At 63.3% G+C, this 23,073-nt stretch carries 23 protein-coding genes, 1 tRNA gene and 1 pseudogene; 13 read left to right on the top strand and 12 right to left on the bottom strand.

Annotation, left to right across the window (positions count from 1 at the left end; genetic code table 11):
- Positions 1-19: 19 nt before the first annotated feature.
- The 3 genes from CQ13_RS35180 to CQ13_RS35170 form a co-directional block, all read right to left on the bottom strand.
- A tRNA-His gene (locus CQ13_RS35180) sits at positions 20-96 on the bottom strand.
- 212 nt (positions 97-308) lie between these two features.
- On the bottom strand, positions 309-743 hold the full coding sequence (locus CQ13_RS35175; RefSeq protein WP_057847481.1) for a phasin: 435 nt from the start codon (positions 741-743) through the stop codon (positions 309-311).
- Positions 744-1,001: 258 nt separating this feature from the next.
- Positions 1,002-1,385, bottom strand: a complete 384-nt coding sequence (locus CQ13_RS35170) for a phasin family protein (RefSeq protein WP_057847353.1) — start codon at positions 1,383-1,385, stop codon at positions 1,002-1,004.
- Positions 1,386-1,676: 291 nt separating this feature from the next.
- On the opposite strand from CQ13_RS35170, the gene CQ13_RS35165 reads away from it, so the two are divergent.
- Complete coding sequence (locus CQ13_RS35165) at positions 1,677-4,700, top strand: PAS domain-containing protein (RefSeq protein WP_057847480.1); 3,024 nt, start codon at positions 1,677-1,679, stop codon at positions 4,698-4,700.
- A gap of 29 nt (positions 4,701-4,729) precedes the next feature.
- Here CQ13_RS35165 and CQ13_RS35160 read toward each other — a convergent pair whose 3' ends face one another.
- Entirely contained in the window at positions 4,730-5,449 is a 720-nt protein-coding gene (locus CQ13_RS35160) for a glutathione S-transferase family protein (protein ID WP_197427544.1), read from the bottom strand.
- Positions 5,450-5,556: 107 nt separating this feature from the next.
- Here CQ13_RS35160 and CQ13_RS35155 point away from each other — a divergent pair, with 107 nt between their 5' ends.
- The 4 genes from CQ13_RS35155 to CQ13_RS35140 all read left to right on the top strand — a co-directional run bounded on the left by CQ13_RS35155 (position 5,557) and on the right by CQ13_RS35140 (position 9,284).
- The gene (locus tag CQ13_RS35155) at positions 5,557-6,201 is read left to right on the top strand and encodes a TetR/AcrR family transcriptional regulator (RefSeq protein WP_057847351.1); all 645 of its coding nucleotides are present in this window, start codon (positions 5,557-5,559) and stop codon (positions 6,199-6,201) included.
- A 118-nt stretch (positions 6,202-6,319) separates the two neighbouring features.
- Positions 6,320-7,288, top strand: coding sequence for a Bug family tripartite tricarboxylate transporter substrate binding protein (locus CQ13_RS35150; protein WP_057847350.1), 969 nt, complete (start codon positions 6,320-6,322; stop codon positions 7,286-7,288).
- Positions 7,285-7,785 (top strand): tripartite tricarboxylate transporter TctB family protein, encoded by a 501-nt coding sequence (locus CQ13_RS35145; RefSeq protein WP_057847349.1) that lies wholly within the window; start codon positions 7,285-7,287, stop codon positions 7,783-7,785. Before CQ13_RS35150 ends, CQ13_RS35145 begins: the two co-directional genes overlap by 4 nt.
- A complete protein-coding gene (locus CQ13_RS35140) occupies positions 7,785-9,284 on the top strand; it encodes a tripartite tricarboxylate transporter permease (protein ID WP_057847348.1) in 1,500 nt (499 codons plus the stop codon). Before CQ13_RS35145 ends, CQ13_RS35140 begins: the two co-directional genes overlap by 1 nt.
- A gap of 249 nt (positions 9,285-9,533) precedes the next feature.
- Here CQ13_RS35140 and CQ13_RS35135 read toward each other — a convergent pair whose 3' ends face one another.
- Positions 9,534-10,910 (bottom strand): PAS domain S-box protein, encoded by a 1,377-nt coding sequence (locus CQ13_RS35135; protein WP_245309537.1) that lies wholly within the window; start codon positions 10,908-10,910, stop codon positions 9,534-9,536.
- A 404-nt stretch (positions 10,911-11,314) separates the two neighbouring features.
- Here CQ13_RS35135 and CQ13_RS46885 point away from each other — a divergent pair.
- Positions 11,315-11,525, top strand: a pseudogene (locus tag CQ13_RS46885) (metallophosphoesterase family protein); the annotation flags it as partial.
- Here CQ13_RS46885 and CQ13_RS35130 read toward each other — a convergent pair.
- Both CQ13_RS35130 and CQ13_RS35125 read right to left on the bottom strand, forming a co-directional pair.
- Positions 11,464-11,949: a Crp/Fnr family transcriptional regulator gene (locus CQ13_RS35130; RefSeq protein ID WP_057847479.1), complete on the bottom strand. Its 486-nt coding sequence runs from the start codon at positions 11,947-11,949 to the stop codon at positions 11,464-11,466. The pseudogene CQ13_RS46885 and the gene CQ13_RS35130 sit on opposite strands and share 62 nt — an antisense overlap.
- Before the next feature lie 135 nt (positions 11,950-12,084).
- A complete protein-coding gene (locus tag CQ13_RS35125) occupies positions 12,085-12,393 on the bottom strand; it encodes an ArsR/SmtB family transcription factor (protein ID WP_245309536.1) in 309 nt (102 codons plus the stop codon).
- 59 nt (positions 12,394-12,452) lie between these two features.
- Here CQ13_RS35125 and CQ13_RS35120 point away from each other — a divergent pair, with 59 nt between their 5' ends.
- The 3 genes from CQ13_RS35120 to CQ13_RS35110 all read left to right on the top strand — a co-directional run bounded on the left by CQ13_RS35120 (position 12,453) and on the right by CQ13_RS35110 (position 16,494).
- Positions 12,453-13,412, top strand: coding sequence for a threonine/serine dehydratase (locus tag CQ13_RS35120; RefSeq protein WP_057847345.1), 960 nt, complete (start codon positions 12,453-12,455; stop codon positions 13,410-13,412).
- A 196-nt stretch (positions 13,413-13,608) separates the two neighbouring features.
- Positions 13,609-14,634 (top strand): Fe(3+) ABC transporter substrate-binding protein, encoded by a 1,026-nt coding sequence (locus CQ13_RS35115; protein ID WP_057847344.1) that lies wholly within the window; start codon positions 13,609-13,611, stop codon positions 14,632-14,634.
- A gap of 213 nt (positions 14,635-14,847) precedes the next feature.
- Positions 14,848-16,494: an ABC transporter permease gene (locus CQ13_RS35110; protein WP_057847343.1), complete on the top strand. Its 1,647-nt coding sequence runs from the start codon at positions 14,848-14,850 to the stop codon at positions 16,492-16,494.
- A 48-nt stretch (positions 16,495-16,542) separates the two neighbouring features.
- Here CQ13_RS35110 and CQ13_RS35105 read toward each other — a convergent pair whose 3' ends face one another.
- Genes CQ13_RS35105 through CQ13_RS35095 form a run of 3 tightly spaced genes read right to left on the bottom strand, consistent with a single transcriptional unit; the run spans position 16,543 to position 18,588 of the window.
- Complete coding sequence (locus CQ13_RS35105; RefSeq protein WP_057847342.1) at positions 16,543-17,196, bottom strand: GNAT family N-acetyltransferase; 654 nt, start codon at positions 17,194-17,196, stop codon at positions 16,543-16,545.
- Positions 17,197-17,200: 4 nt separating this feature from the next.
- A complete protein-coding gene (locus tag CQ13_RS35100; protein WP_057847341.1) occupies positions 17,201-17,851 on the bottom strand; it encodes a 3-oxoacid CoA-transferase subunit B in 651 nt (216 codons plus the stop codon).
- Positions 17,851-18,588, bottom strand: a complete 738-nt coding sequence (locus CQ13_RS35095) for a CoA transferase subunit A (protein WP_057847340.1) — start codon at positions 18,586-18,588, stop codon at positions 17,851-17,853. The genes CQ13_RS35100 and CQ13_RS35095 overlap by 1 nt, the downstream gene beginning before the upstream one ends.
- A 266-nt stretch (positions 18,589-18,854) precedes the next feature.
- Between CQ13_RS35095 and CQ13_RS35090 the strand changes: the two genes are divergently transcribed.
- The gene (locus CQ13_RS35090; RefSeq protein WP_057847478.1) at positions 18,855-20,795 is read left to right on the top strand and encodes an AsmA family protein; all 1,941 of its coding nucleotides are present in this window, start codon (positions 18,855-18,857) and stop codon (positions 20,793-20,795) included.
- Positions 20,796-20,964: 169 nt separating this feature from the next.
- Here CQ13_RS35090 and CQ13_RS42015 read toward each other — a convergent pair whose 3' ends face one another.
- A complete protein-coding gene (locus CQ13_RS42015; protein ID WP_082637833.1) occupies positions 20,965-21,195 on the bottom strand; it encodes a hypothetical protein in 231 nt (76 codons plus the stop codon).
- A gap of 148 nt (positions 21,196-21,343) precedes the next feature.
- Positions 21,344-21,730 (bottom strand): hypothetical protein, encoded by a 387-nt coding sequence (locus CQ13_RS44800; RefSeq protein ID WP_057847338.1) that lies wholly within the window; start codon positions 21,728-21,730, stop codon positions 21,344-21,346.
- A 96-nt stretch (positions 21,731-21,826) separates the two neighbouring features.
- Between CQ13_RS44800 and CQ13_RS35075 the strand changes: the two genes are divergently transcribed.
- The 3 genes from CQ13_RS35075 to CQ13_RS35070 all read left to right on the top strand — a co-directional run bounded on the left by CQ13_RS35075 (position 21,827) and on the right by CQ13_RS35070 (position 23,061).
- Positions 21,827-22,006: a DUF3072 domain-containing protein gene (locus tag CQ13_RS35075; RefSeq protein ID WP_057847337.1), complete on the top strand. Its 180-nt coding sequence runs from the start codon at positions 21,827-21,829 to the stop codon at positions 22,004-22,006.
- Between the two features lie 311 nt (positions 22,007-22,317).
- A complete protein-coding gene (locus tag CQ13_RS42010; RefSeq protein ID WP_082637844.1) occupies positions 22,318-22,479 on the top strand; it encodes a DUF2934 domain-containing protein in 162 nt (53 codons plus the stop codon).
- Between the two features lie 27 nt (positions 22,480-22,506).
- Positions 22,507-23,061, top strand: coding sequence for a hypothetical protein (locus CQ13_RS35070; protein ID WP_057847336.1), 555 nt, complete (start codon positions 22,507-22,509; stop codon positions 23,059-23,061).
- Positions 23,062-23,073: the final 12 nt, after the last annotated feature.

Below are 23,073 nucleotides of genomic sequence, written 5' to 3'. Positions count from 1 at the left end.
AATTCAGGGGAGTGAAGGCTGGTACAGTTGGGTGGGCTCGAACCACCGACCTCCTGTTCCACAGACAGGCGCTCTAACCAACTGAGCTACAACTGCATCCTTTGCGGGGCCCCAAAAAGGGGGCGCGAATGGGCCGGAAACTAGGTGCAACGCCGGCCTTTGGCAAGGCCGGGAAGCGTCTCATTATAGTCGTTTTGGGCGCGTGTTGCGTTCAAACGCGGATCGCGCCGGGCCCGCAAAATGGTCCCCGTGACAGCAAAAAGCCCGGGCCGCTTTCGCCCGGGCTTTTCGTCGGCGATGCGGGCCGATCAGGCGGCGGGCTTGTAGTACTTCGAGGCGGAGGCCTTGATCGGCTCGACGGTCTCGGTCGCAACCTTCTGGCCAAGCTCGGCAAGCTCCTTGGCCTGCGCGGTGAAGGTCTCGTACTGCTTCTTGGCGTGCGCGGTCCACAACTCAAGCGCTGCTGCCGGCGTCTTCACGCCGAGCAGCTCCTGCGCGAAATCGAGCGAGGACGAGGTGTTGGCCTTGAAGAACTCGATCAGCTTGGCGTTGTACTCGCCGGCGCCCTTGCTGGCGGTGGTGAACACGGCCTCGATGGTGCCGTTATGGGTTTCGGCTGCATCCTTGAACTTGGCGTAGCTGTCGCGGGCCTGCGAAACGCCCTTTTCGGCGAGTGCGCGCATCTGCTCGGGAACTTCAAAGGGAATGATGGCGGCGGAGAAGGGATCGGTGGAGCTGGTCACGGCTTGCATCCTTCACAATGGGGTTAATCGATGTTCCCCTGGCGGTGCCGGGCGGATGACCGGAACGCCGAAAGGGATCACGTACACACGCACTCACGGAAGTTGCCCATCCACGGGCTCGCCCAATAAGCACCCATATCGTGTCAAATTTGTGCAGCGCACTGCAATTTCTGGTGCGACGCCACATCGGCAACCCGCACCGGATGCGCTTTCCATCCGGTCCATTTCGCGGCTGCAATACTGCTGCTGCGGGCGGTGTCAGGCTTTCGGCTTCGCCGCATCCAGGGCGGCCTTGCCGACGATCTGGCTCATTTCACTGGCCTGCTCCGCCAGCGCACGCATTTGCCCCTGCACATATTCGCTGTGCAGCCGCGTTACCTCGGCCAGATCCTTGGCCTTCAGAAGTGACTGCGCGTAATCGAGCGAGCCCTGCACGTTCTTCTCGGCATTGGCGACAGCCTTCTGCCTGACGTCCTTGGCGCCCTCGCGCATCGAGGCATTGCGCTCCTCGATGGTATCGGCGGTGGTCTGCGCGGCGGCGACGAATTTCTCAAACGTCTTGCGGGCCTGCTCCAGGCTCGCTTCCGCCATCGATCGCATTTCCTTGGGTATCTCGAAACGGTCTCGCACGTCGTCACTCATGGTGCGTTCCTTTGCATTGGCTGGGATTGCGTCCGGATACTGTCAGGGGCCGCTCCGGGAACGGATGCGGCGCCGGGAAGGTTCCCCGTTGAACCCTTGACGGCCGTCTGCAACCACCCAACGCGGCGACCAGCCGAAGGGTCCAGCCGGGGTTAAGGTTATCCGCCGCTTAGATTACCGCCGGCCCGCCGGGCCGTGGACCTGCCGCCGCCGGCTTGCGATAGTAACGATTCCTTAACGCTGTCGGCATTCTGGCTGCCGATCGTGACGCCGAACGGTCTTGTAGTTGCGATGAAGGACGCGGAATTTCAGTGGCGGACGCAGAGCGATCCGCGATTGGCGGCCTATGCGGCGAGCCGCCTGCCTGCATGGCTGTGGACGGCCGACGGCAGGCGGATCCTGTGGGCCAATCCGGCCGGCGCCCGCCTGTTCGGCGCCGCCAGCGCCGCAGCCTTTACAGAGAAGACCTTCGGACCGGCCGACCGGCACCGGCGGCAGATCGCGCGGCTCGCAGGGCGGCTGCTCGCCAACGGCGCCATCCGCCTGGAGCGGTTACAGGGGTTTGGCGCAGCGCCCGGCATGCTTGCGACCTGCGGCTGTTCGCGGTTCGACTTTCCCAATGGCAGCCATGGTGTTCTGATCGCAGCCGGCGACATCGCGCTGATCGCGCCGCGACCGGCGCGGGCGCATGAGCAGCCCGAGAACGAGATGCAGCCCGAGGCCACAGCGTCAATGCCAGCCCCGCAGCAGAGCGCGCCCGTCACGGAGCAAGCGCCGCAGCCGGCTCCCGATTACGAACAGCCCGCGCAATCGGGCGAAGCGCCCGCCGAGTTTGCATTGTTCGATGCGTTTGCCGAGCCTGCCGCCGCGGAGGAGCCGGCTGCGACTGAGCCTCCTCCACGCACGCCATTCCCGGCGCTCGACGCATTCGCCGGCCAGCCGACGCGCCGCCTGCCGCTGCGCTTCACCTGGCAGATGGATCGGGAAGGCCGCTTCACGCTCGGCACCGACGAATTCACCGGCCTGATCGGCCCGCGCACCACGGCCGGCTTCGGGCGGCCATGGCGCGAGATCGCCGAGAGATTTGCGCTCGATCCCGACGGGCGGGTGATGAAGGCGTTCGCCACATGCGCGACCTGGAGCGGCATCTTGCTGAACTGGCCGGTCGATGGCGGCGGCACGCTGCCGGTTGAACTGTCCGGTTTGCCGATTTTCGATGGGCAGCGGAATTTCATCGGTTATCGCGGCTTTGGCGTCTGCCGCGATTTCGATGCGCTGGCCCGGCTCGCCGCCCTGCGCCTGGTGGAATTGTCCGGCGAGACGGCAATGCTGCAAGAACCGCCCGCCCCGGAATTGCCCAGCCCGACGGGCGTTGCACCGCCCTTGGTCGACGAGTTGCCCGAACCGATTGCCGCCGAGACTTCACATCAAAACGATTTGGAAACCCCCGTGGAACCTCCCGAGGAAAGCGTCGAGCAAAGCGTCAAGGAAAGCGCCAACGAAGCCGTGAAGGACACCGTGATGGAATTGCCCGCGGACGCTCCCAACGTCGTGCCATTCCGCGCCCCCGGCGAGGCGAAGCCGCTATCGCTGACGCCGGTCGAAAACAGCGCCTTCGACGAACTCGCGCGGCAATTGTCGGCGCGGCTCGACACCGAGAATGGCAACGAGACGGTGCCGAACGTCACCGGTGAAACGATCTTTGAACCAACCGTCGCATCGTTCGCGCGCGAACCAGCCGGCGAGCCGCCCGAATGGCTGGCGCCGCCCGAACCGCCCGCGCATGGCGAAGCCGCGCGCGACAAGGCGCTACTCGATCTCTTACCCGTCGGCATCCTGATCTACCGGCTCGACCGCCTGCTATATGCCAACCCCGCCTTCCTGACGCAGATGGGCTATGCCAGCCTGCATGCGCTGGAAGATGCCGGCGGCCTCGACGCACTCTATGTCGAATCCGGCACGTCGAATGCGTCCTCGACGTCGGACACCGGCAGGCCGGTGACTATTTCCGCGAGCGGGCCTGCGAATGCAGATGCGCCATCATCGGCGGCCGAGGCCCGCCTCCACACGATTTCATGGGACGGCGATTCGGCGCTGGCCCTGATCTTCTCGACCACGCGCCATGAGGGCGCGGCGATCGCGGCTGCCATCTCGCAAGCCGAGCCGGCAGCGGAGTTGGACATTCCCGGACCGTCCGATGTCGGCCATGCCAATGCCGAAGAACTCGCCGCCATCCTCGACACCACAGCCGAAGGCCTCCTGATGTTCGATGCCGAAGGCAACATCCATGCGGCCAACCGCAGCGCCGAAGCACTGTTCGGCTATGACGGCGACGAACTGGTCCAACGCAATCTCGCCGATCTCTTTGCGCCCGAAAGCCAGCACGGCGTGTTCGAATATCTCGCCGGCATCAAGGCCTCCGGCGTCGAAAGCCTGCTCGATCACGGCCGCGAGGTGCTCGGCCGCGAAAGCAAGGGCGGCATCATTCCGCTGTCGATGACCATCGGCCGTACCCGCCCGGACGGCCCGAATTTCTTCGCGGTGTTCCGCGATCTCTCGCAGGCCAAGAAGACCGAGAGTGAGTTGCGGGAGGCGCGGCGGCTGGCGGAACGCGCCGCCAACGCCAAGGCCGACGTGCTGGCCCGGATCAGCCACGAGGTGCGAACGCCGCTGAACGCCATCATCGGCTTTGCCGAAGTGATGATCGGGGAGCGTTTCGGCGCGCTCGGCAACGAGCGGTACCGCGAATACATGAAGGACATCCGCGCCGCCGGCGAACACGTCATCGCCATCGTCAACGACCTGCTCGATCTCAGCCGGATCGAAGCCGGCAAACTCGACCTCGCCTTCACCAACCAGAATCTCAACGAGCTGGTCGAGAGCTGCGTGGCGGCGATGCAGCCGCAGGCCAATCGCGAGCGCATCATCATCCGCACTTCGCTCGCGCACACGCTGCCGCCTGTGATCGCGGACGCGCAGGCGTTGCGCCAGATCACGCTGAACCTGATCGGCAATTCGATCCATCTCGCCAATGCCGGCGGCCAAGTCATCGTCTCGACGGCGCTGTCCGATTTCGGCGAGGTGATGCTGCGGGTCCGCGACACCGGCCACGGCCTCAACGACAATGAGGTTGCCGCAGCCCTCGAGCCGTTCCGCACGCGGGCGCCGTCAGATCAGTCCGAGAGTGCGGCTGTCAGCCTGTCGCTCACCAAGGCGCTCGTCGAAGCCAACCGCGCCAAATTCCAGATCAAGACCGGCGGCCGTTCCGGCACGCTGATCGAGATCGTGTTTCCGCCCGCGGTGGTGCGGGCGTAGCCGGAGACGAACAGTAGCCGCAGCGTTGATCACGTCGCTTGTGACGGAAGAAACGCGGGTACACTGAGGCCTTGGCCACGCAAGTAATCGGCCATCGGTCCGACGACCTTGATGACGGCCGGCCTTGCCGTCATGCGCTGCCGCCATTGCAGAAGTCTCGGCGTTTCTTTTGTCATGTCGGCACCCATCCGGGCGCCGAAGAGCTGGGCCATATAGAACGCTATGTCGGCAAAGGAATACGTGCCGCCGAGAAATTCGCGATCGCCTAACACACTCTCCATGGTTCGATAATAGGCGGCGGCACCCTCGCGCGCGAGCTCCGCGGCGGGATCTTGCGGCGTCTTCCAGAGCTGCATCAACTTGATGATGTGAGGGAAGTAGACCTCGTCCGATTCGTGCTCAAGGCGGCGAGACCACGCCCGCGCCGCAGGAGCAGCGGGCCACAGCGCAGGATGAGGCTTGATGTCTTCCAGGTACTCGAAGATTTGAGTGGAATCGAAAATCTCGAGGTCACCGTCGATCAGCACCGGGACCTGGCGCTTCGGATTGATACGCAGGACTTCCGGATGCTTTGGCGCGTACCCCTCCTTCATGGTGAAGGGGACCATGACCAGTTCGAAATCGATGTTCTTCTCGTGCGCTGCGATCTGAACCTTGGCGCCGAACATGCTCAGGGGACCAGAGAACAGCCGCATCTTGCGGTCGCTGCTTCGAGCCGCTTCTCGACGGGATTGAACGTTCTCGGGCATCAATTTCTTGCCTCACACCGACCAGCGCCCAAAAACAAACAGGTTGCCCTGTTTTTGTCAATCCGATAGACCGCTCACGATTTCGACAGCACCGCGGGAGTCGTTTCATGAGCAAAAAGCCAGCCAGCACCCGCTCGCGAACGAATGATCCCGCCGGAGTCAGAAAACGCATCCTGGATGCAACGGCGGACGCTTTTCAGAAGCGTGGCTACCGTTCGACCAGCACGCACGACATCGTTCAAGCGGCCGGTGTGACGGCGGGCGCCCTCCACCATCATTTCCCGACGAAGAAGGTTCTCGCGCTTGACGTGATCCAGGAGCGCGTTGCGCAAGCCGTCGACAAGCATTGGCTCGAGCCGGTCAGGTCAGCACGTGGCGCGGAGGAAGGAATACGCACGGCATTCGAGCAGATCGCCTCAGCCCTGGACCGGTCCAGGATCATTCTGGGATGCCCGCTCAACAATCTGGCGCTCGAACTTTGCGCGGCAGATTCCGAATTTCGGGAGGCGATCGAGAATATCTATGACAATTGGCGCAAGGTCATTGCAGACAAACTGCGCGCGGATTTCGCCGGCGCGTTCGATGCGGAGGCCTTGGCCACCTTCGTCATCGCGTCTTATTCAGGCGCCATAGCCCAGGCCAAGGCACAGCAAAGCACGGTCCCGCTCCGAACGTGTGCCGAGCAATTGGCGCTTCACTTTCGGTCAAGGCAAATGCCGAAGGCCAAGGGCGCACGCGCCGCAAAGCGGTAGCGAAATCTGAAAGATCCGGTCCGCTCACGCAAAGGTCCTTCTGGACAGCGGCGGGTTTTCCGGCTGATATGCGACGAATTGACACACAGCGGCTCCGCGTGAGCCCGGAGGAAATCCCATGATGCCGTTTCATGCGCGCCTGTTCGGCGCGGTCGTCGCGTTGACGCTTGCAGCCACAGCGCCTGCCCTCTCGCAGCAGCTCGAGCTCAAGATCATGGCGCCCGCAGCGCCCGGCGGCGGCTGGGATCAGACCGCCCGCGCGATGCAGCAGGCTTTGGTCGCCGCCAAGATCGCCCGTAGCGTCCAGGTCACCAACGTGGCCGGCGCCGGCGGCAGCATCGGCATCGCGCAGTTCGTCAATGGCGCCAAGGGTGACGGCAACCAGATGATGGTGAACGGCTTCGTCATGGTCGGCGCGCTCGCCATGAACAAGTCGCCGGTGACGCTCGAACAGGTGACGCCGATTGCGCGCCTCACCGAGGAAATCCAGGTGATCGTGGTGCCGGCGAATTCGCCGCTCAAGACGGCGCAGGATCTTGCCACGGCCGTGAAGGCCGACATCGCCAAGGTGACCTTTGCCGGCGGCTCGGCCGGCGGCGTCGATCATGTGATGGCGGCGTTGTTTGCGGGAACGATCGGCGCCGACGCCAAGAAGATCAATTACATTCCGTTCTCCGGCGGCGGCGAGTCGCTCGCGGCCATTCTCGGCGGCAAGGTCACCGCGGGCATTTCGGGCCTGAGCGAATACGAAGGACAGATCAAATCCGGCAAATTGCGCGCACTCGGCGTGACCTCGGAGAAGCGTATCGCCGGGATCGACATCCCGACCTTCAAGGAACAAGGGATCGACCTCGTGCTCGCCAACTGGCGTTCGGTGGTTGCGCCACCCGGCATCACGCCGGAACAGCGCAAGACGTTGAGCGAAACGGTCGAGAAGATGGTCAAGTCCGACGCCTGGAAGGACATCCTCAAGCAGAAGGGCTGGGATGACGCCTATCTATCCGGCGATGCGTTCGCCGACTTCCTGAAGAAGGAAACGACGCGGGTCACCGACGTGCTGAAATCGGTCGGCCTCGTCAAATCATGACGGACGGCGCGTCCAGCGATCTTCCGCAGCGGCCGGCCTCGCGGCGCATCGATCCCGCCGGTCTGGTCATTGCCGCGGCCCTCGCGGTGCTGGCTGCGGTGCTGGTATGGGACGCAAGCCGTCTGTCATCCACTTCGATGTACGGCATGGGGCCCGAGGCGATGCCGGTCGTCGTAGCAGTCGGGCTCGGCATTCTCGCGAGCGCCAACCTGATCGACGCCTTGCGCGGCAACCTGCCGCCGCGCGAGAGCGCCGATCCCAAGCCCGTGCTGCTGATCCTCGGCGGACTTGCGCTGCTGATCGCCATCATCGGGCTCGGCGGCGGCTTCATCCTGGCGACGTCGGCGCTGTTCGTCACCACCTCGGCGGCGTTCGGGCGCCGCGCCATCCTCGCCGACCTCGTCATCGCGCTCGTGATGACCACGCTGATCTATCTCGCCTTCGATCGGCTGTTGACGTTGAGCCTGCCTGCCGGCCCTCTGGAAAGACTGCTGTAATGGAAACCTTCGCTGCGCTTGCGCATGGCATGGCCGTCGCCGTCCAGCCGATGAACCTGCTTTATGCGCTGATCGGCGTGTTCCTCGGCACTGCCGTGGGCGTGCTGCCCGGCATCGGACCGGCGCTCACCGTCGCGTTGCTGTTGCCGGTGACCTACAAGCTCGATCCCGGCGGCTCGCTGATCATGTTCGCCGGTATCTATTACGGCGGCATGTATGGCGGCTCGACCACCGCCATCCTGATCAACACGCCCGGCGAGAGCGCGTCGATGGCGACCGCGCTCGAGGGCAACAAGATGGCCAAGGCCGGTCGCGGCGGTCCGGCACTGGCGACATCGGCGATCGGCTCGTTCGTCGCGGGCACCATTGCCACCATCGGCCTGGCTTTTCTCGCACCGTGGCTGGTGGATTTTGCCGTGCGCTTCGGGCCTGAAGATTATTTCGCGCTGATGTGCGTGGCCTTCGTGACGGTGTCTGCGACCTTCGGCGATTCGCCGATCCGCGGGCTGACCAGCCTGTTCATCGGGCTGACGCTCGGGCTGATCGGCATCGACAAGCTCACCGGCCAGGCGCGGCTCGCATTCGGCATGCCCGAACTGCTCGACGGCGTCGAGGTGACGACGCTGGCGGTCGGCCTGTTCGCCGTCGGCGAAGCGCTCTACGTCGCATCGCGCCGCCATCACGCCGAGGAAAAGATCGAGCCGGTGCGCGGCTCGCTGTGGATGACGAAGCAGGACTGGATGCGGTCGTGGAAACCGTGGCTACGCGGGACGATGTTCGGCTTTCCGATCGGCGCATTGCCCGCCGGTGGCGCGGAAATTCCGACATTCCTGTCCTACTCGACCGAGAAGCGGCTGTCGAAGCATCCGGAGGAATTCGGCAAGGGCGCGATCGAAGGCGTCGCGGGGCCGGAAGCTGCCAACAACGCCTCCGCCGCCGGCACCCTTGTGCCGTTGCTGACGCTGGGGCTTCCGACCTCGGCGACGGCGGCGATGATGCTGGCGGGCTTTCAGCAATACGGGCTGAACCCGGGGCCGCTGCTGTTCGCCGAGCGGCCCGATCTGGTATGGGGCCTGATCGCGAGCCTCTTCATCGCCAACGTGATGCTGCTGATTCTCAACCTGCCGCTGGTCGGGCTATGGGTACGACTGCTCGCGATCCCGCAGCCGTGGCTGTACGCCGGCATTCTCGTGTTCGCGACCATGGGCACCATCGCCGCAAAACCTTCGGTGGTCGAGCTGTCGATGCTGGCAGCCTTCGGCGTGTTGGGCTTTCTGATGCGCCGGTTCGACTTCCCGATCGCACCTGTCGTCGTCGGTCTCATCTTAGGACCCATCGCCGAAAGCCAGTTGCGCCGCGCGCTGGCCATCAGCCTCGGCGATCCAATCGTGCTGCTGCAGAGCCCGATGTCGGCGACCCTGCTCGGCATTGCGCTGATCGCGCTGGTAGCGCCGTTCGTGCTGAAGGGGCTCGGTCGGTTCAGGGCGAGCGAAGACTAGGGCGTGGACTCATTAGCGCGCCGCCAAATTCGAATTGAGGCGAGTTTGAATTGACTTCCGCTTTCGGCGTCACAGCGGACATGGCTGGACTTGCCGCTGGGTCGCACCTGTAGCGAATGACCTAAACCGGTCATCAGGCTGCCGGAGCTTCATCAACGAAACTCATGGCCTATCAACCCGGATAAGTCGGCATCGCGTGGCTCCGCTCGCTGGTCCGTCGGCGAGGCCAGAGGAGTTGGGCGCTCTGCCTCACGTCGGAAGAGCGATTTCGCACACGAGTCCTTCGGCGCGCCAGTCGAAGCGCATCTCACCCTTCAGTTGGCCTCGGATCATGCTGTCCATCACGCGCGTGCCGAAGCCATGACGCATCGGTGGCTTGACCGGCGGGCCACCCGCCTCGGTCCAGCGAAGAACGAGGCATCCATCTGACGCGCACGACCACTCGACCTGAACATTTCCTTCGGCTACTGACAGAGCCCCGTATTTGGCCGCGTTGGTCGCAAGCTCGTGCAGGGCAACCGCAACTGTCTGAGCGATGTCCGGCCGCATAACTACGTTAGGACCATCAACGCGCGCGCGACCCTCGCTCTCTCGACAATAGGCGGCAAGCTCCTCCTTGACCAGACTGTGAAGCTCGGCTCCGGTCCAGCGAGATTCCACGAACAACGTGTGGACGTTCGCGAGCGCCCGGATGCGACCCGTTATTGTGTGTTTGAGACCTTCGGGTGTTTCGGAGTCGGAAAGATTCACGATCGCCTGCACAGTAGCCAACACGTTTTTGGCTCGGTGTTCGGCTTCGCGAGCGAGAACAATGATTTGCGCTTCGCTGCGCTTGCGCTCGGTAATATCGCGGGCGATTTTCGACGCGCCGATGATTTTGCCTTCCGCATTCTTGATGGGCGAAACGGTCAGCGAAATATCGATCGGGCTTCCATCCTTGCGCATACGAACTGTTTCATAGTGCTCGATGCGCTCACCACCTCGGATACGTTCGAGAATTGCGGGCTCCTCGTCATGCCGATCCGGCGGGATTAGAATTGTGATCGGTTTGCCTATCACTTCCTCGGCCGTATAGCCGAAGATTTGTTCGGCGCTCTTGTTCCACGTGACGATTACGCCGTTGATGTCCTTGCTGACGATGGCATCGTCAGAGGATTCCACGATGGAGGCAATCCGCTGCGTCGCGTTTAGGGACAACAAGGTCTGATAGGCGGCCCCTGCGAAGATGCCTAGGCTGGTCAACACGCGCAGGTCTTCTGCGTCGAAGCGACGACTCGTGTCGTGTGCGACGATCCAGATTGTGCCGACCGCCTCACCCTTGATGTAGAAGGGAATCAGCAATCCTTCCTCAAGGACAGGCTTGATGGATGTCCAATAGGGAAAGTCGAGTTCGGGATGTGAGCATACCATCGCGACGTTTTGGTCAAGGACCGTGCCGCACGGGCCGAAGTCGCGCGGTGTTCCTCCGTCAATGTGAGAAGCCCACTGTCCGGCGATAGCGCGCCAGTGAAAATTTCTCTTCTGGTCGCCCTCCTCCAACAGGCTGAGCCCGGCGGAGTGCGCACGGCACAGGGTAAGGGCGGTATCCGCGAGCTTCTGCAAGATGCCTTGAGGCGACGAGGTCATCGACTCCGCCAAGGCGATTAGGGCGTTGCTCTCGGCTTCATGGTCGGGAGCACGCGACGGACGCCGGCGCAACTCAGCCGTGGAAAGCATGGAATGCAAGTTAGATGCGTCGACCATTGGGCCTAGAGCCGCTTTGAGCTGCCCTGCCGGCGCTTGACCTGCTCGGGCCGCTCTTGAGGTACAATACCTCCCAGACCGTTCGCCGGCGAGCCCCTAAGCGCGACCGGTACGTGCTGCGGTCGTCCTGGATCAGGACGCTGCTAAGCTGCCCTATAATTGCGGATAAATAGTGGAGCGGGCGCAGGGAAACGAGCCGTCGTATGCACCTTGGAAGTTACATAGGGTCCGGCGCGGCGATGCGGAAAGACAATCGCGACGTCCGGTCTTGGCACTTAGCGTCGTTCGCCGGCCTGCAGCACGGCCGTCCGCCGGTCTTCATCGTGCTCGACTTCGATGAGGGCGTTCTGGATTGCGGCCGGCGAGGCGCAACGCATCGACCTGCGCGCGCCCTTGCTGCGGCCGGCGGCGCCGATCGAGATTCCGCCGGCCTGGCTTACATCCTTGGGTCGGATTGCCGATCCGAGCCTGGCGAGACCTGCGTCGGCGGCAGGTTGATCATGCTCTGCAGGAGTTCGCCGACCATCGAGAGATGGTTACCGTGGTCGCCATACTGATGCATGAGATCGGCGAGATAGGTGGTCGCGACATTGAGGCGCTGTGCAAGCAACCGCGCGATCAACAGCGCCACCGCCGGCTGGTCGCGCAGGAACGCCTCGGCGTCGTCGAACTCGTAGACCACCGAATCGGAAGCGGCGCGCACGGTTGCCGTATGGGGCTGCTCGAGCAGCACCGACATTTCCCCGAGCATCGCCCCCGGCTCGCTGAGGACGGCCACGACGCTGTCGCCCTTGACGACTTCGAGCCTTCCCTCGAGCAGGACGAACAGATGTCCGGTCTTGCTGCCTTCATGAAGGACGAGCGTGCCTGCCGATACCTCTCGCTTCGCTCCTCCGGTGCAATAGTCCACTACCGCGCGCATTGGCATCATCTCCGCTCCAGCCAAGGCTAGGCACTGATGATGCCAAGGTCGAACGGATAACGTGCGCTTCGCTGCTCAAAATGTTGGCACGGAAAGTCGGCGGCGGCACGCACGGACGCGGCTCACGACCGAACATCATATCTTTTCGAGCATGGCCGCTTTCAGCTTAGCGATGCGCGCTTCATCGCGCTTGTAGAACGTCCACTGCTTGACGCGCTTGGCGCTTACCAATCCCGCCAGCGACAGTATTTTCAGGTGCTCGCTAACGGTGGGTTGGCTGACGCCGAGCTTTTCGGCAATCAACACTCCGCACACGCCGTCTTTGACGAGATCGCCGTCGACCTGCTCGCGAAAATGCGCCCGGGGGCGTTTCAGCCACTCCAGGATCAAAAGCCGCCGATCGTTGGCGAGCGCGCGAAAAGCAGACTCGACGTCGTCTTGCAAAGAAGGCATATTGCTAATTAGCTAAATGACTAATTCCTGTCAATGAGTGGGAGTGCCTTATGGACGCGCCGGTAGATGCCGTAACGTCGGAAATGATCGTCCAATGCGAGCGGCTGATCCGGCCCTTTATCCGACGGACTCCAATGGTCGACGTCGATGGCGCCGAGTTCGGGCTTCCCGGCCATACGCTGACGCTCAAGCTCGAGCTCCTGCAGCACTCCGGCTCGTTCAAGGCGCGCGGCGCTTTTGCCAATCTATTGACCCGCGATGTGCCGCAGGCCGGCGTGGTGGCGGCGTCCGGCGGCAACCACGGCGCGGCCGTCGCCTATGCGGCGATGAAGCTCGGCAAGCCGGCCAAGATCTTCGTGCCTAGCGTCTCTTCGCCGGCGAAGGTACAGCGTATCAGGGACTACGGCGCCGACCTCACGATCGAGGGCGAGCGTTATGCCGATGCGCTCGCCGCCAGCGAGGCATGGGCGCAGCAAACCGGCGCACTGCCGGTGCCGGCCTTCGACCAGAACGAAACCATCACAGGACAGGGAACGATCGGCCTTGAGCTCTCGGAGCAGGCACCGGATATCGATACCCTGCTCGCATCCGTGGGCGGCGGCGGGCTGATCGCCGGGATCGCGGCATGGTATGCCGGCCGCATCAAGGTGGTCGGCGTCGAGCCGCATGCATCGCCCACGTTGACCAGGGCCCTTGAAGCCGGCCATCCCGTTGATGCCGAGGCCGGCGGGCTGGCTGCGGATTCGCTTGCGCCGCGGCGTGTGGGTGAACGGGTCTTCCCGATCGTCCGGAAATACGCGCGACAGACCGTACTGGTTTCCGACGCCGCGATCGCCGACGCACAGGCGACGCTTTGGCGCGCCTTGCGCATCGTTGCAGAGCCGGGCGGCGCAGCAGCGTTCTCCGCGATCGTGTCGGGCGCCTACAAGCCCGCCGCCGGCGAACGCATTGCAGTCGTTATCAGCGGCGGCAACACTGTCGATTTCGATCTTGCTGCTGACAGCCGATAGGTCGTGCCCCGGTTATCTGCGTCCCCGCCGGACTTCACGGGTCGCATGATGCGACGGCTCGCCATGTTTGGAATCGCTCTAAATTACAGCGTGGAATCCTTCTAAATCGAGCCGTTCGCGACATCCGGTCGCTGACGGCACCATGGCCGCTGCGCTACTGAGACGGGCATCTTCATCAGAATTGTCGGGCAGCCCCATGATCAATATTCGTGCTACCACCGCAACCGCAGCGTTGCTTTGTTTTACCGCGTTCGGAGCCTCGACGGCGTCCGCCGACGGCGAGGTCAACGTCTACACCTACCGCGAAACCAAGCTGATCCAGCCTCTGTTCGATGCCTTCACCAAGGACACCGGCATCAAGGTCAATGTGGTCTCCGCAAGCTCTGGTCTCGAGCAGCGCATGAAGGCGGAAGGCGCCAACAGCCCCGCCGACGTGCTGCTGACGGTAGACATCGGCCGCATCGACGAGGCCGTGCAGGCCGGCGTCACCCAGCCGATCAAGTCGGTGGTGATCGACGAGACCGTGCCGGCGCAGTATCGCGATCCGGACGGCCACTGGGCCGGCATTTCGATGCGCGCGCGGGTGATCTACGCCTCGAAGGACCGCGTCAAGCAGGACAAGCTCACCTATGAAGAGCTCGCCGATCCCAAGTGGAAGGGCAAGATCTGCATCCGCTCCGGCCAGCACATCTACAACAACGGGCTGTTCGCGGCGTATACCGCCAAATACGGCGAGGCCAAAGCCGAGGAATGGCTGCGCGGCGTCAAGGCCAACCTGGCGCAGAAGCCGTCCGGCGGCGACCGCGAAGTCGCGCGCGATATCGCGGCCGGCAAATGCGACATCGGCGTCGCCAACACCTACTATTGGGCGCTGATGATGAACAACGATCCCGAGAAGAAGCCGTGGGCGGAAGCAACGAAGGTGGTCCTGCCGACCTTCGAAGGCGGCGGCACCCACGTCAACCTCTCCGGCGTGCTGCTGGCCAAGCAGGCGCCCAACAAGGCCAACGGCGTCAAGCTGATCGAATGGCTGGTCGGTGAAAAGGCGCAAAAGATCTACGCCGATTCAAACTACGAGTATCCGGTTCGCGCCGGCGTCGCCGTCAATCCGACGATTGCAGGCTACGGCAAGCTCACAGCCGACCCGCTGCCGATCGCCAAGATCGCCGCCAACCGCAAGGCGGCCGCGACTTTGGTGGACAAGGTCGGATTCGATAATTGAACGGCTGGGTGGGCGAAGGATTAAAATTGTGATCTCTCGCCTGGCACGACTGCGTCCCCTTCCCCCTTGCGGGGGAGGGTTAGGGAGAGGGGTAAGCCACACGGGCAGCATCGCTCGTGGCTACCCCTCTCCCCCGCCCTCCCCCGCAAGGCGGGAGGGAGCCCACATCCACAAGCGGATTCATCTCGGCCCATTCCACCAGCGTGTGCAGACGTGAATCCGGTCACGCGCTCGGGCCGCATCGCGGCAGCGATTGCGGTTGCGACCGCCATCCTCGTTGCAGCTCCCGTCATCTCGATCATTGCGCTCGCGCTGCAGCCGGCGCCTGACGTCTGGCAGCACCTGATCGACTACGTGCTACCGGCCACCATCCTCGACACCGCGCTCCTGCTCGGCGGCGTCGCTGCCCTGTCGCTTGCGATCGGCACCGGCACGGCGTGGACGGTTTCGCTGCATGAATTCCGCGGCCGGAAAATGCTGCTGTGGCTGCTGCCGTTGCCGCTTTCGATCCCGACCTATCTCGCCGCTTACGTCTATGTCGACCTTTTCGAGCCGCTGGGCCTGGTCCACAAGACACTCGCGCACTGGCTTCCGCTGCAGGACGCGGTGCGCATGCTTCCGAATTTGCGCTCGCTGCCGGGCGCGGTCGTTGTGATCGCGCTGGTGCTTTACCCCTACGTCTATCTTTCGGCGCGCACGATGTTCCAGTACCAGAGCGCGGAATTCGCCGAGGCCGCAAAGACGCTCGGCGCCAGCCGCTGGACCACCTTCTGGCGTATCTCGCTGCCGATGGCACGTCCCGCGCTGGCGGTCGGCGTCGCGCTGGTATCGCTGGAAACGCTGAACGACATCGGCGCCAGCGAATATCTGGGTGTCCGTACCCTCACGGTGTCGGTGTTCACGACCTGGCTCAACCGCGGCAGCCTCGCCGGCGCCGCGCAGTTGTCCTGCTTCATGCTGGCGATCGTGGCCGGCCTGATCGCGGTCGAACGTTACGGACGCCGCAATGTCACGACGGAGTTTTCCGCCGAAAGCCCGCGGCTCACGCCGCGCACCCCACTCACCGGCATCAAGGGCGGATATGCATTCGCGGCCTGCCTGCTGCCGGTGGTGCTGGGATTCCTCGTGCCGCTCCTGTATCTCGCGCAGCAGAGTTTCAAGCGCGGGCTTTTTGCCAATTTCGACGCAGCGCTGTGGCGCGATGCATTCAACTCGGTCGCCTTCGCAAGCATAGCCACGTTGACCGCGCTGCTGCTCGGCTTTGCGACCATTCTCGCGTGGCGCTGGCGGCCGAATGGGTTGCGCTTCGTCGCAATGAACATCGCGCAGACCGGCTACACGCTGCCGGGGCTGGTGCTGGCGCTCGGCCTGCTCGCGCCGGTGCTCGCCATCGACAACGGGCTGAACGCGCTCGCCGGATGGCTTGGACAATCGCTGCCGGGATTGATCGTGGTCGGCTCAGGTGCTGCCGTGGTGATCGCCTATGTGATCCGGTTTCTGGCGGTGCCGACCGGATTCATCAAGGCTGGGTTCGAGCGGATCCCGCACGACTACGACGACAGCGCGCGCGCCGCCGGCGCCGGCCAGACCACGACGATGCGGCTGATCCATCTGCCGCTCTTGCGCCCCGCCATGCTCGGCGCGGTCATCGTCGTATTCGTGGATTGCCTGAAAGAATTGCCGGCGACGCTGCTGTTGCGGCCGCTCAACGTCGAAACGCTGGCGACCTCGATTTACCAGTACGCCAGCCGCGGCAGCTTCGAGGAAGGCGCGCTCGCCGCGCTCCTGATCGTCGCCGCCAGTATCGGTCCGGTGGCGTGGCTGACGCGATTTTCGGACGTACCGGCCGGGCCGGCGTAGGTCGAGCAACACTCTCGTTGTCCCTGCGAACGCACGGACGACACATGCCTAAATTCCGCGCGTAAAGCGACGGAAGCCCGGCGAACCGGTCAACGCTTCGAACGCCGGATCGCGTCTTTCTTCGGCAAAGGAAAAACCCGCTTTCGTATAGCATCGCTCTGCCGCCTCGTTACCGATCAGAAACGAGATCGATGCGTGCGCGAATCCTGCAGCCCTTCCGGCCGCGAGTGCATGCCCGATCAGCGCCTGCACCAGCCCGCGCCCGCGATATTCCGGCAGCGTGGCGACATGCTCGATCAGCCAGTCGCCCTCACCGCCCTGCACCCAGCAATTCGCTCCATAGGCGCCACGCCGGAAGACCACCGTCGGATCGGTGGCACTCAGCGCTATCGCGGCCGCCACCTCCTTGATCACCGCCCGCGCAGCGGCCTCGGTACCGGCCGCGGGCAGCGCGCAGAGCGATGCCGCCGGCTCACCCTCGACCTCAGCGACGATGAACTGGGTGATGTGCCACCACGATTGCGTTGGCGCGATCGCGATGCATTCGACGAACGCAAGGCATTGCGGCTCGTCCCAGCCAAGCGCGATGTCGAACCAGCCGCGCGGGAACGGGCCGCGCTGCGACGACAGGATGTTGCGGGCAATGAAGCTTGCGTCTTCGGGACGCGCGGGACGGATCGCAGGTTGCGACCGCCCCGCCATCACGTCAGACGTTTTTCAACGCGACGCGGAACTCGGCTTCGGTCTTGGCCTTCACCTCGTCCAGCGTGACGCCGTCGGCGAGCTCGATCAGCGCCATGCCGTCCTTGCCGTGCTTGTCGATGGTGAAGACCGCAAGATCGGTCACCACCATGTCGACCACGCGCTCGCCGGTCAGCGGCAGGTTGCATTTCTTCAAGAGCTTCGGGCCGTCCTTGGCGGAATGCTCCATCACCACGACGACGCGCTTGACGCCGGCGACGAGGTCCATCGCGCCGCCCATGCCCTTCACCATCTTGCCGGGGATCATCCAGTTGGCGAGATCGCCGTTCTGCGCCACCTGCATCGCACCGAGGATCGAGAGATCGATATGGCCGCCGCGCACCATGCCGAACGAATCGGCCGACGAGAAATAGCTGGTCGACGGCAATTCGCTGACCGTCTGCTTGCCGGCGTTGATCAGGTCGGCGTCCACCTCGTCCTCATAGGGGAACGGGCCCATGCCGAGCATGCCGTTCTCACTCTGCAGGCTGACGTCGATGCCTGCAGGGATGTAGTTCGAAACCAGCGTCGGAATGCCGATACCGAGATTGACGTAATAGCCGTCGCGCAGTTCCTTCGCGGCGCGCGCCGCCATCTGTTCGCGGGTCCAGGCCATCAGATTTCTACTCCCGTTGCCGCCGCGGACGCGCTCGATGGGCGCGGGCGGGTGTTGCGGAACTCAATGCGCTTCTTGGCCGTGCCGACCTCGATGATGCGTTTGACGAAAATGCCGGGCGTGTGGATGTGGTCGGGATTGAGTTCGCCGGCCGGAACCAGGTGCTCGACCTCCGCCACCGTGATCTTCGCGGCGGTCGCCATCATCGGGTTAAAATTGCGCGCGGTCTTGCGGTAGATCAGGTTGCCGGCGGTGTCGCCCTTCCAGGCGTGGACGATGGCGAGATCGGCGAACAGGCCGCGCTCCATGATGTATTTCTCGCCGTCGAACTCCTTCACTTCCTTGCCCTCGGCGATCAACGTGCCGACGCCGGTCTTGGTGTAGAACGCCGGAATGCCGGCGCCGCCGGCGCGGATGCGTTCGGCCAGCGTGCCCTGCGGATTGAACTCGAGTTCCAGTTCACCGGCGAGGTATTGCTGCGCGAACAGCTTGTTCTCGCCGACATAGGACGAGATCATCTTTTTAATCTGGCGCGTCTCCAGCAGCCGGCTCAGCCCGATGCCGTCGACGCCGGCATTGTTGGAAACCACCGTCAGATTCTTGACGCCGGAATCGCGGATCGCGTCCGACAGGGTCTCGGCAATACCACACAGACCGAAACCGCCGGACATGATCATCATGCCGTCCTTGAGAACGCCGTCGAGTGCCGATCTGGCGTCGGGGTAAACCTTGTTCATGGATGTTTGACCTGATGGAGGGAACGGCCGAATGCCGGCATTATCTTCGGATTATTAGGCGAATTCTTCGCGGTGCGTCAATGACGGGTGGATTATGCCGCCGAACTGCCCACCGAACGCCATGTCGGCCTTGAAAGCGTCAAGAAAAGCCTTCAAGTTGTGTGGGTTGGCACGGGGTTAACGTTTGCGCCGCCTGCCCTAATCAACTGAGATCCTTTAGCAGCAACCCGAGTTCGGCTTAACCAGATCCGGATATGTCACTGACGATGGCCCAAGGAATGAAGCGCCTCGGGATACCGGTTGCGACGCTGTTCGGCCTGGCCGTGCTCGCCCTGATCGGAACCTCCTGGTTCATCAACCGCGACGCGCTGCGGCAGGCGGTCGAGGCGCAGATCCGAGCCGTCACCGGGCTCGATCTGGTCGTCACCGGCGCGATCGACGTATCGGTGTTTCCGGGCAGTCATGTCTCGTTCCACAATGTCGGGCTGAAGGGCGGCGGCACCACCGACCCCGCGCTGCAGGTCGAGGTTTTGACCGCAAATCTGCGCCTGCTGCCATTGCTGCTGCGCCGCTTCGAAATCGCGGACGTCATGATGTTGCGGCCGCATATCCGCGTCGTCAGAGAGGTCGGCGGCCAGAGCAACTGGACGCCGTTCGTCGAACGCATCGCGCGCACGATGAAGCCCGGCGCCGAAAACCAGGTATCGTTCTCGGAAATCAGGATTCAGGACGGCGTGCTCAAATACGAGGATGCCGCCAACCGTGTCACCGAACAGCTCAGCGACATCGATCTCTCGCTGGCCTGGCCGTCGATCTCGCGCTCGTTCGCGGCGACCGGACAATTCGACTGGCGCGGCGAACGCGTCGACGGCTCGATCTCGGCCAGCGACTTCGTCGCGATGCTCTCGGGCGATCGCTCGGGTCTGAAGGCGCGGCTGGTCAGCGCGCCCCTGAAACTCGCCTTCGACGGCTCGTTGGCCAACCGCACCAGCCTGATGATGGACGGCACGGTGACCGTCGACAGCGTGTCGCTGCGCAACGCGTTGCGCTGGATGGGGCAGCCGGTGCCCGGCAGCGGCGGGTTCGGCCGCTTCGCGCTGAGGGCCCGCGCCAATGTCGTCGGCGCCTCGGTTGCGCTGACGAATGTGAATGTCGAACTCGACGGCAACGTCGCCGAGGGCGTGATGACGGTTGCCAACAACGGCCGCCAGACGCTGCAGGCGACGCTCGCCGCGGGCAACCTGGATTTCACGCCCTATATCTCGACCGTCCGCCTGCTTGCGAGCGGCGCGCGCGACTGGAACCGGCAATTGTTCGACCTCACCTCGCTCTCCGCCACCGACCTCGATATGCGTCTGTCGGCGGCGAGGGTGACGGTCGGCCCGACGAGACTCGGTCGCACCGCGTTCGGCGCCAATCTGCGCGGCGGCGCGCTGGCGCTCTCGATCGGCGAAGCGCAGATGTATGGCGGCATCGCCAAGGGCTCGTTCGGCATTGCGCGTTCGGATGCGATCGCCGACGTCAAGGCGCAGTTCCAGTTCACCGATGTCGATCTGCAGGCCTGCGCCAGTGAATTGTTCGGCATCACGAAGCTTTCCGGCCGCGGCAATCTCGGCGTCTCGTTGATGGCATCCGGCTCGAGCCCGTTCGGCCTCGCCTCCTCGCTCGACGGCACCGCGACGCTCACCGGTCATGACGGCGCGATCGCCGGCTTCAATGTCGAGCAGTTGCTGAAGCGGCTGGAGCGGCGGCCGCTATCCGGCGGCGGCAATTTCCGCTCCGGCACGACACCCTACGACAACCTCACCGTTTCGGTGCACTTCAACGACGGCATCGCCACCGTCGAAGAAATCCGCGTCAACGGACCGACCACGCGCCTGACGCTGACCGGCACCGCTTCGGTGCCATCACGCGAATACGACCTCAAGGGCATCGCCAGCCTGACGTCGGCCGGCGCCGGCGATAAGGGATTCGAACTGCCCTTCGTCGTGCAGGGCCCGTGGGATGATCCGCTGGTGTTTCCCGATCCGGAGAGCCTGATCCGCCGCTCGCCGGGCGCAGCGCCCCTGCTCGATGCAGTGAAGGATCGCAAGACGCGCGATGCGGTGCGCTCGGTGATCGAGCGGTTTACCGGTGGAGGATCGCGGCAGGCGGTGCCGGAGGCGGCGGCGGACGCACCGGCCAATGCACCGGCCAAGGCGAACTAACGTTACCCCATCTACTGGCCTTGGTAGCTAGAAAACATAGCGACGACATCGACCAATGCGGCAGCTCCCGCTGCAACGGCGATCACCAACGTGAACGCGTGAAGGAGCCGCATCGCTCAAACATCCAACCTCCTCCAATTATTACGCTCAATTCCATCGCAAGCGACCTTCAGGGAACGTTGTTGTTGCTGCTGCGACCACCGATGCTATGCGGCTTGTTGAGAAAGTAATCCCGATTGCCCAGCGCCGCCTCGGCATATTGATCGATGGCGACAACGATCGCCTGGACATGGGCATGGCACCATCCTTCCCGCGTCGCCCGGATCCGAACCTCCGCCAGGGCTTTTAGCCACGGCGGGTTATCTGCGTTGGGGTCGTACCATCTGAGCGGTCCTGACATCGCCGGCCTCTGTTGATGAAATCTTCCAACTCCGCCCGCTTGCGCGCGAGCAGGAGCTGCGCCCGCGCGTTATCCAGGCCGGATTGATTGAGCTGACGAGCAAGCTGATCCAGTTCGGCAATCCGCCGGCGCAGGGGCTTGAATGGCGTCATCGCTCACGGCGGCCTCGAGCCTTCTCCGCTCCGATTGAATCGGAACGGGGCTCTGGATTTTCTATTTGACGCGTTTTCTTGCCGCGAACCGGTTCCCACTTCGCTGGAAAACGCTCTGACGCCCCGATCGCAGGCTTCCTGCCGACCGAGCGGGCATCCAGCTTCAGCCGCTCATCGACATTGAGCAGCCGCTCTTCGCCGCCAAGCCGGTTCCGTTCGCCGATGAGGCCGACCATGGTGACCCGCATGGCCATCAGACGCATTGCTGCTTCCGAACAGTCCTCATCGCGGTTGAGCTGTTTACGGATGTTATCCTCCGCGCTCAGCATCTCCGACCGTAAGAACCTGATTTTTCTGCGAATTTCATTCAATTTGTTGTCCATGGGCCACCTCGCTGCGGTAGAACTCCATAAGAACAAATAAAGAACAAATTTCAAGTTAAGAGTTCGGATCGAATCGAAGATTCTTTGGGGTTTCAGATGTCCCAGCTACCGGACCAGGTGGATGCACCGATGACGCCGCGCCAATTGGCGACGCTGCGCACGCTCAGCGCCGAGGCCTATCAGCCCAAACTATTCGAGAGGAACCTGACGGCCAGGGAAGCCGGGCGGCGGATTGCCGCGCTGAAGGCGGAGATCGAACTGGCGAATTCGTTCTGAGCCGCCTGCCCGGTCCCCCTGTACGGGACGAAGGGACATGGAGCGCCGCCACAGCTCAAATCGACGTGCCGCCTTCAATCCAAAACCGACCTAAGCCCGTTTGATCCAGGAACATTGCTCTTCGCTGCGTGCTTATCCCTCAATGAACGAAAGCCGTCACGCGGTGCCGCGTGCAGGCGCGATGTCCTGACTCCACTGCGAGGAAAAGGGATCGCCGCCTGGCGACAGGCGAAAGCTCCGACGTGACATCTCCGGCCGCCGAGAGCGGCGATGCGACGCCTATCGTACAGAGATGGATGGAGGAGACATCGATGACCGAGCCAACCGAACAGGAAATTAAAAAGCGCGCCTATGAGATCTGGGAGCGCAATGGCAGGCCCGAAGGCAAAGAGCACGAATTCTGGCGTCTGGCTGAGCAGGAGCTGCGGAATGAGGACAAATCCTCGCCCGTCCGCACCCCCGACACGCTGTAAACGGGAACTGCTTGGCCGGAAAAGCCGATGTCTCATCCCGCTGCAGCCGAAACGATATTGTTGTATTTCGTCCTGCCGGTGTGGCTAGTGGCCGGCTTTGCCGATTACCTCTGTCATCGCGCTTCGCGGATCGAAGTGACGAGCGGCTACAAGGAATCGCTTCTTCATCTGCTGATGTTGGCAGAGATAGGCATTCCCCTCCTGGCGGCGATGTTCTTTGAGATCAATGCGCTCATCATCGCAACCATGATTGTCTGTTTCGTTCTGCACCAGTTGACGGCCTTGTGGGACACGACATTCGCCAGTCACAGGCGGTCCATCACGCCCATCGAACAGCATGTCCATAGTTTTCTCGAGCTGATGCCTCTCACTGCCATGCTCATCGTCATTGCGCTGAACTGGCCGCAATTTCTCAGCCTATGGGGACTTGGTCCGGAGGCTGCCCGCTTCGACCTAGTCCTCAAGCGGAATCCGCTGCCCTGGCAATTCGTCGCCGGTTTCCTGGCTGCCTCCGTGCTATTTGAGGCGCTTCCTTTTCTGGAGGAATTCGTTCGGGGCTTACGTTGGCGTAAGCGGGCGTGACTTCTTAATGCG

It is taken from the genome of Bradyrhizobium retamae (assembly GCF_001440415.1).
GTDB lineage: Bacteria > Pseudomonadota > Alphaproteobacteria > Rhizobiales > Xanthobacteraceae > Bradyrhizobium > Bradyrhizobium retamae.
This window is presented reverse-complemented; position numbering and strand designations above follow the sequence as displayed.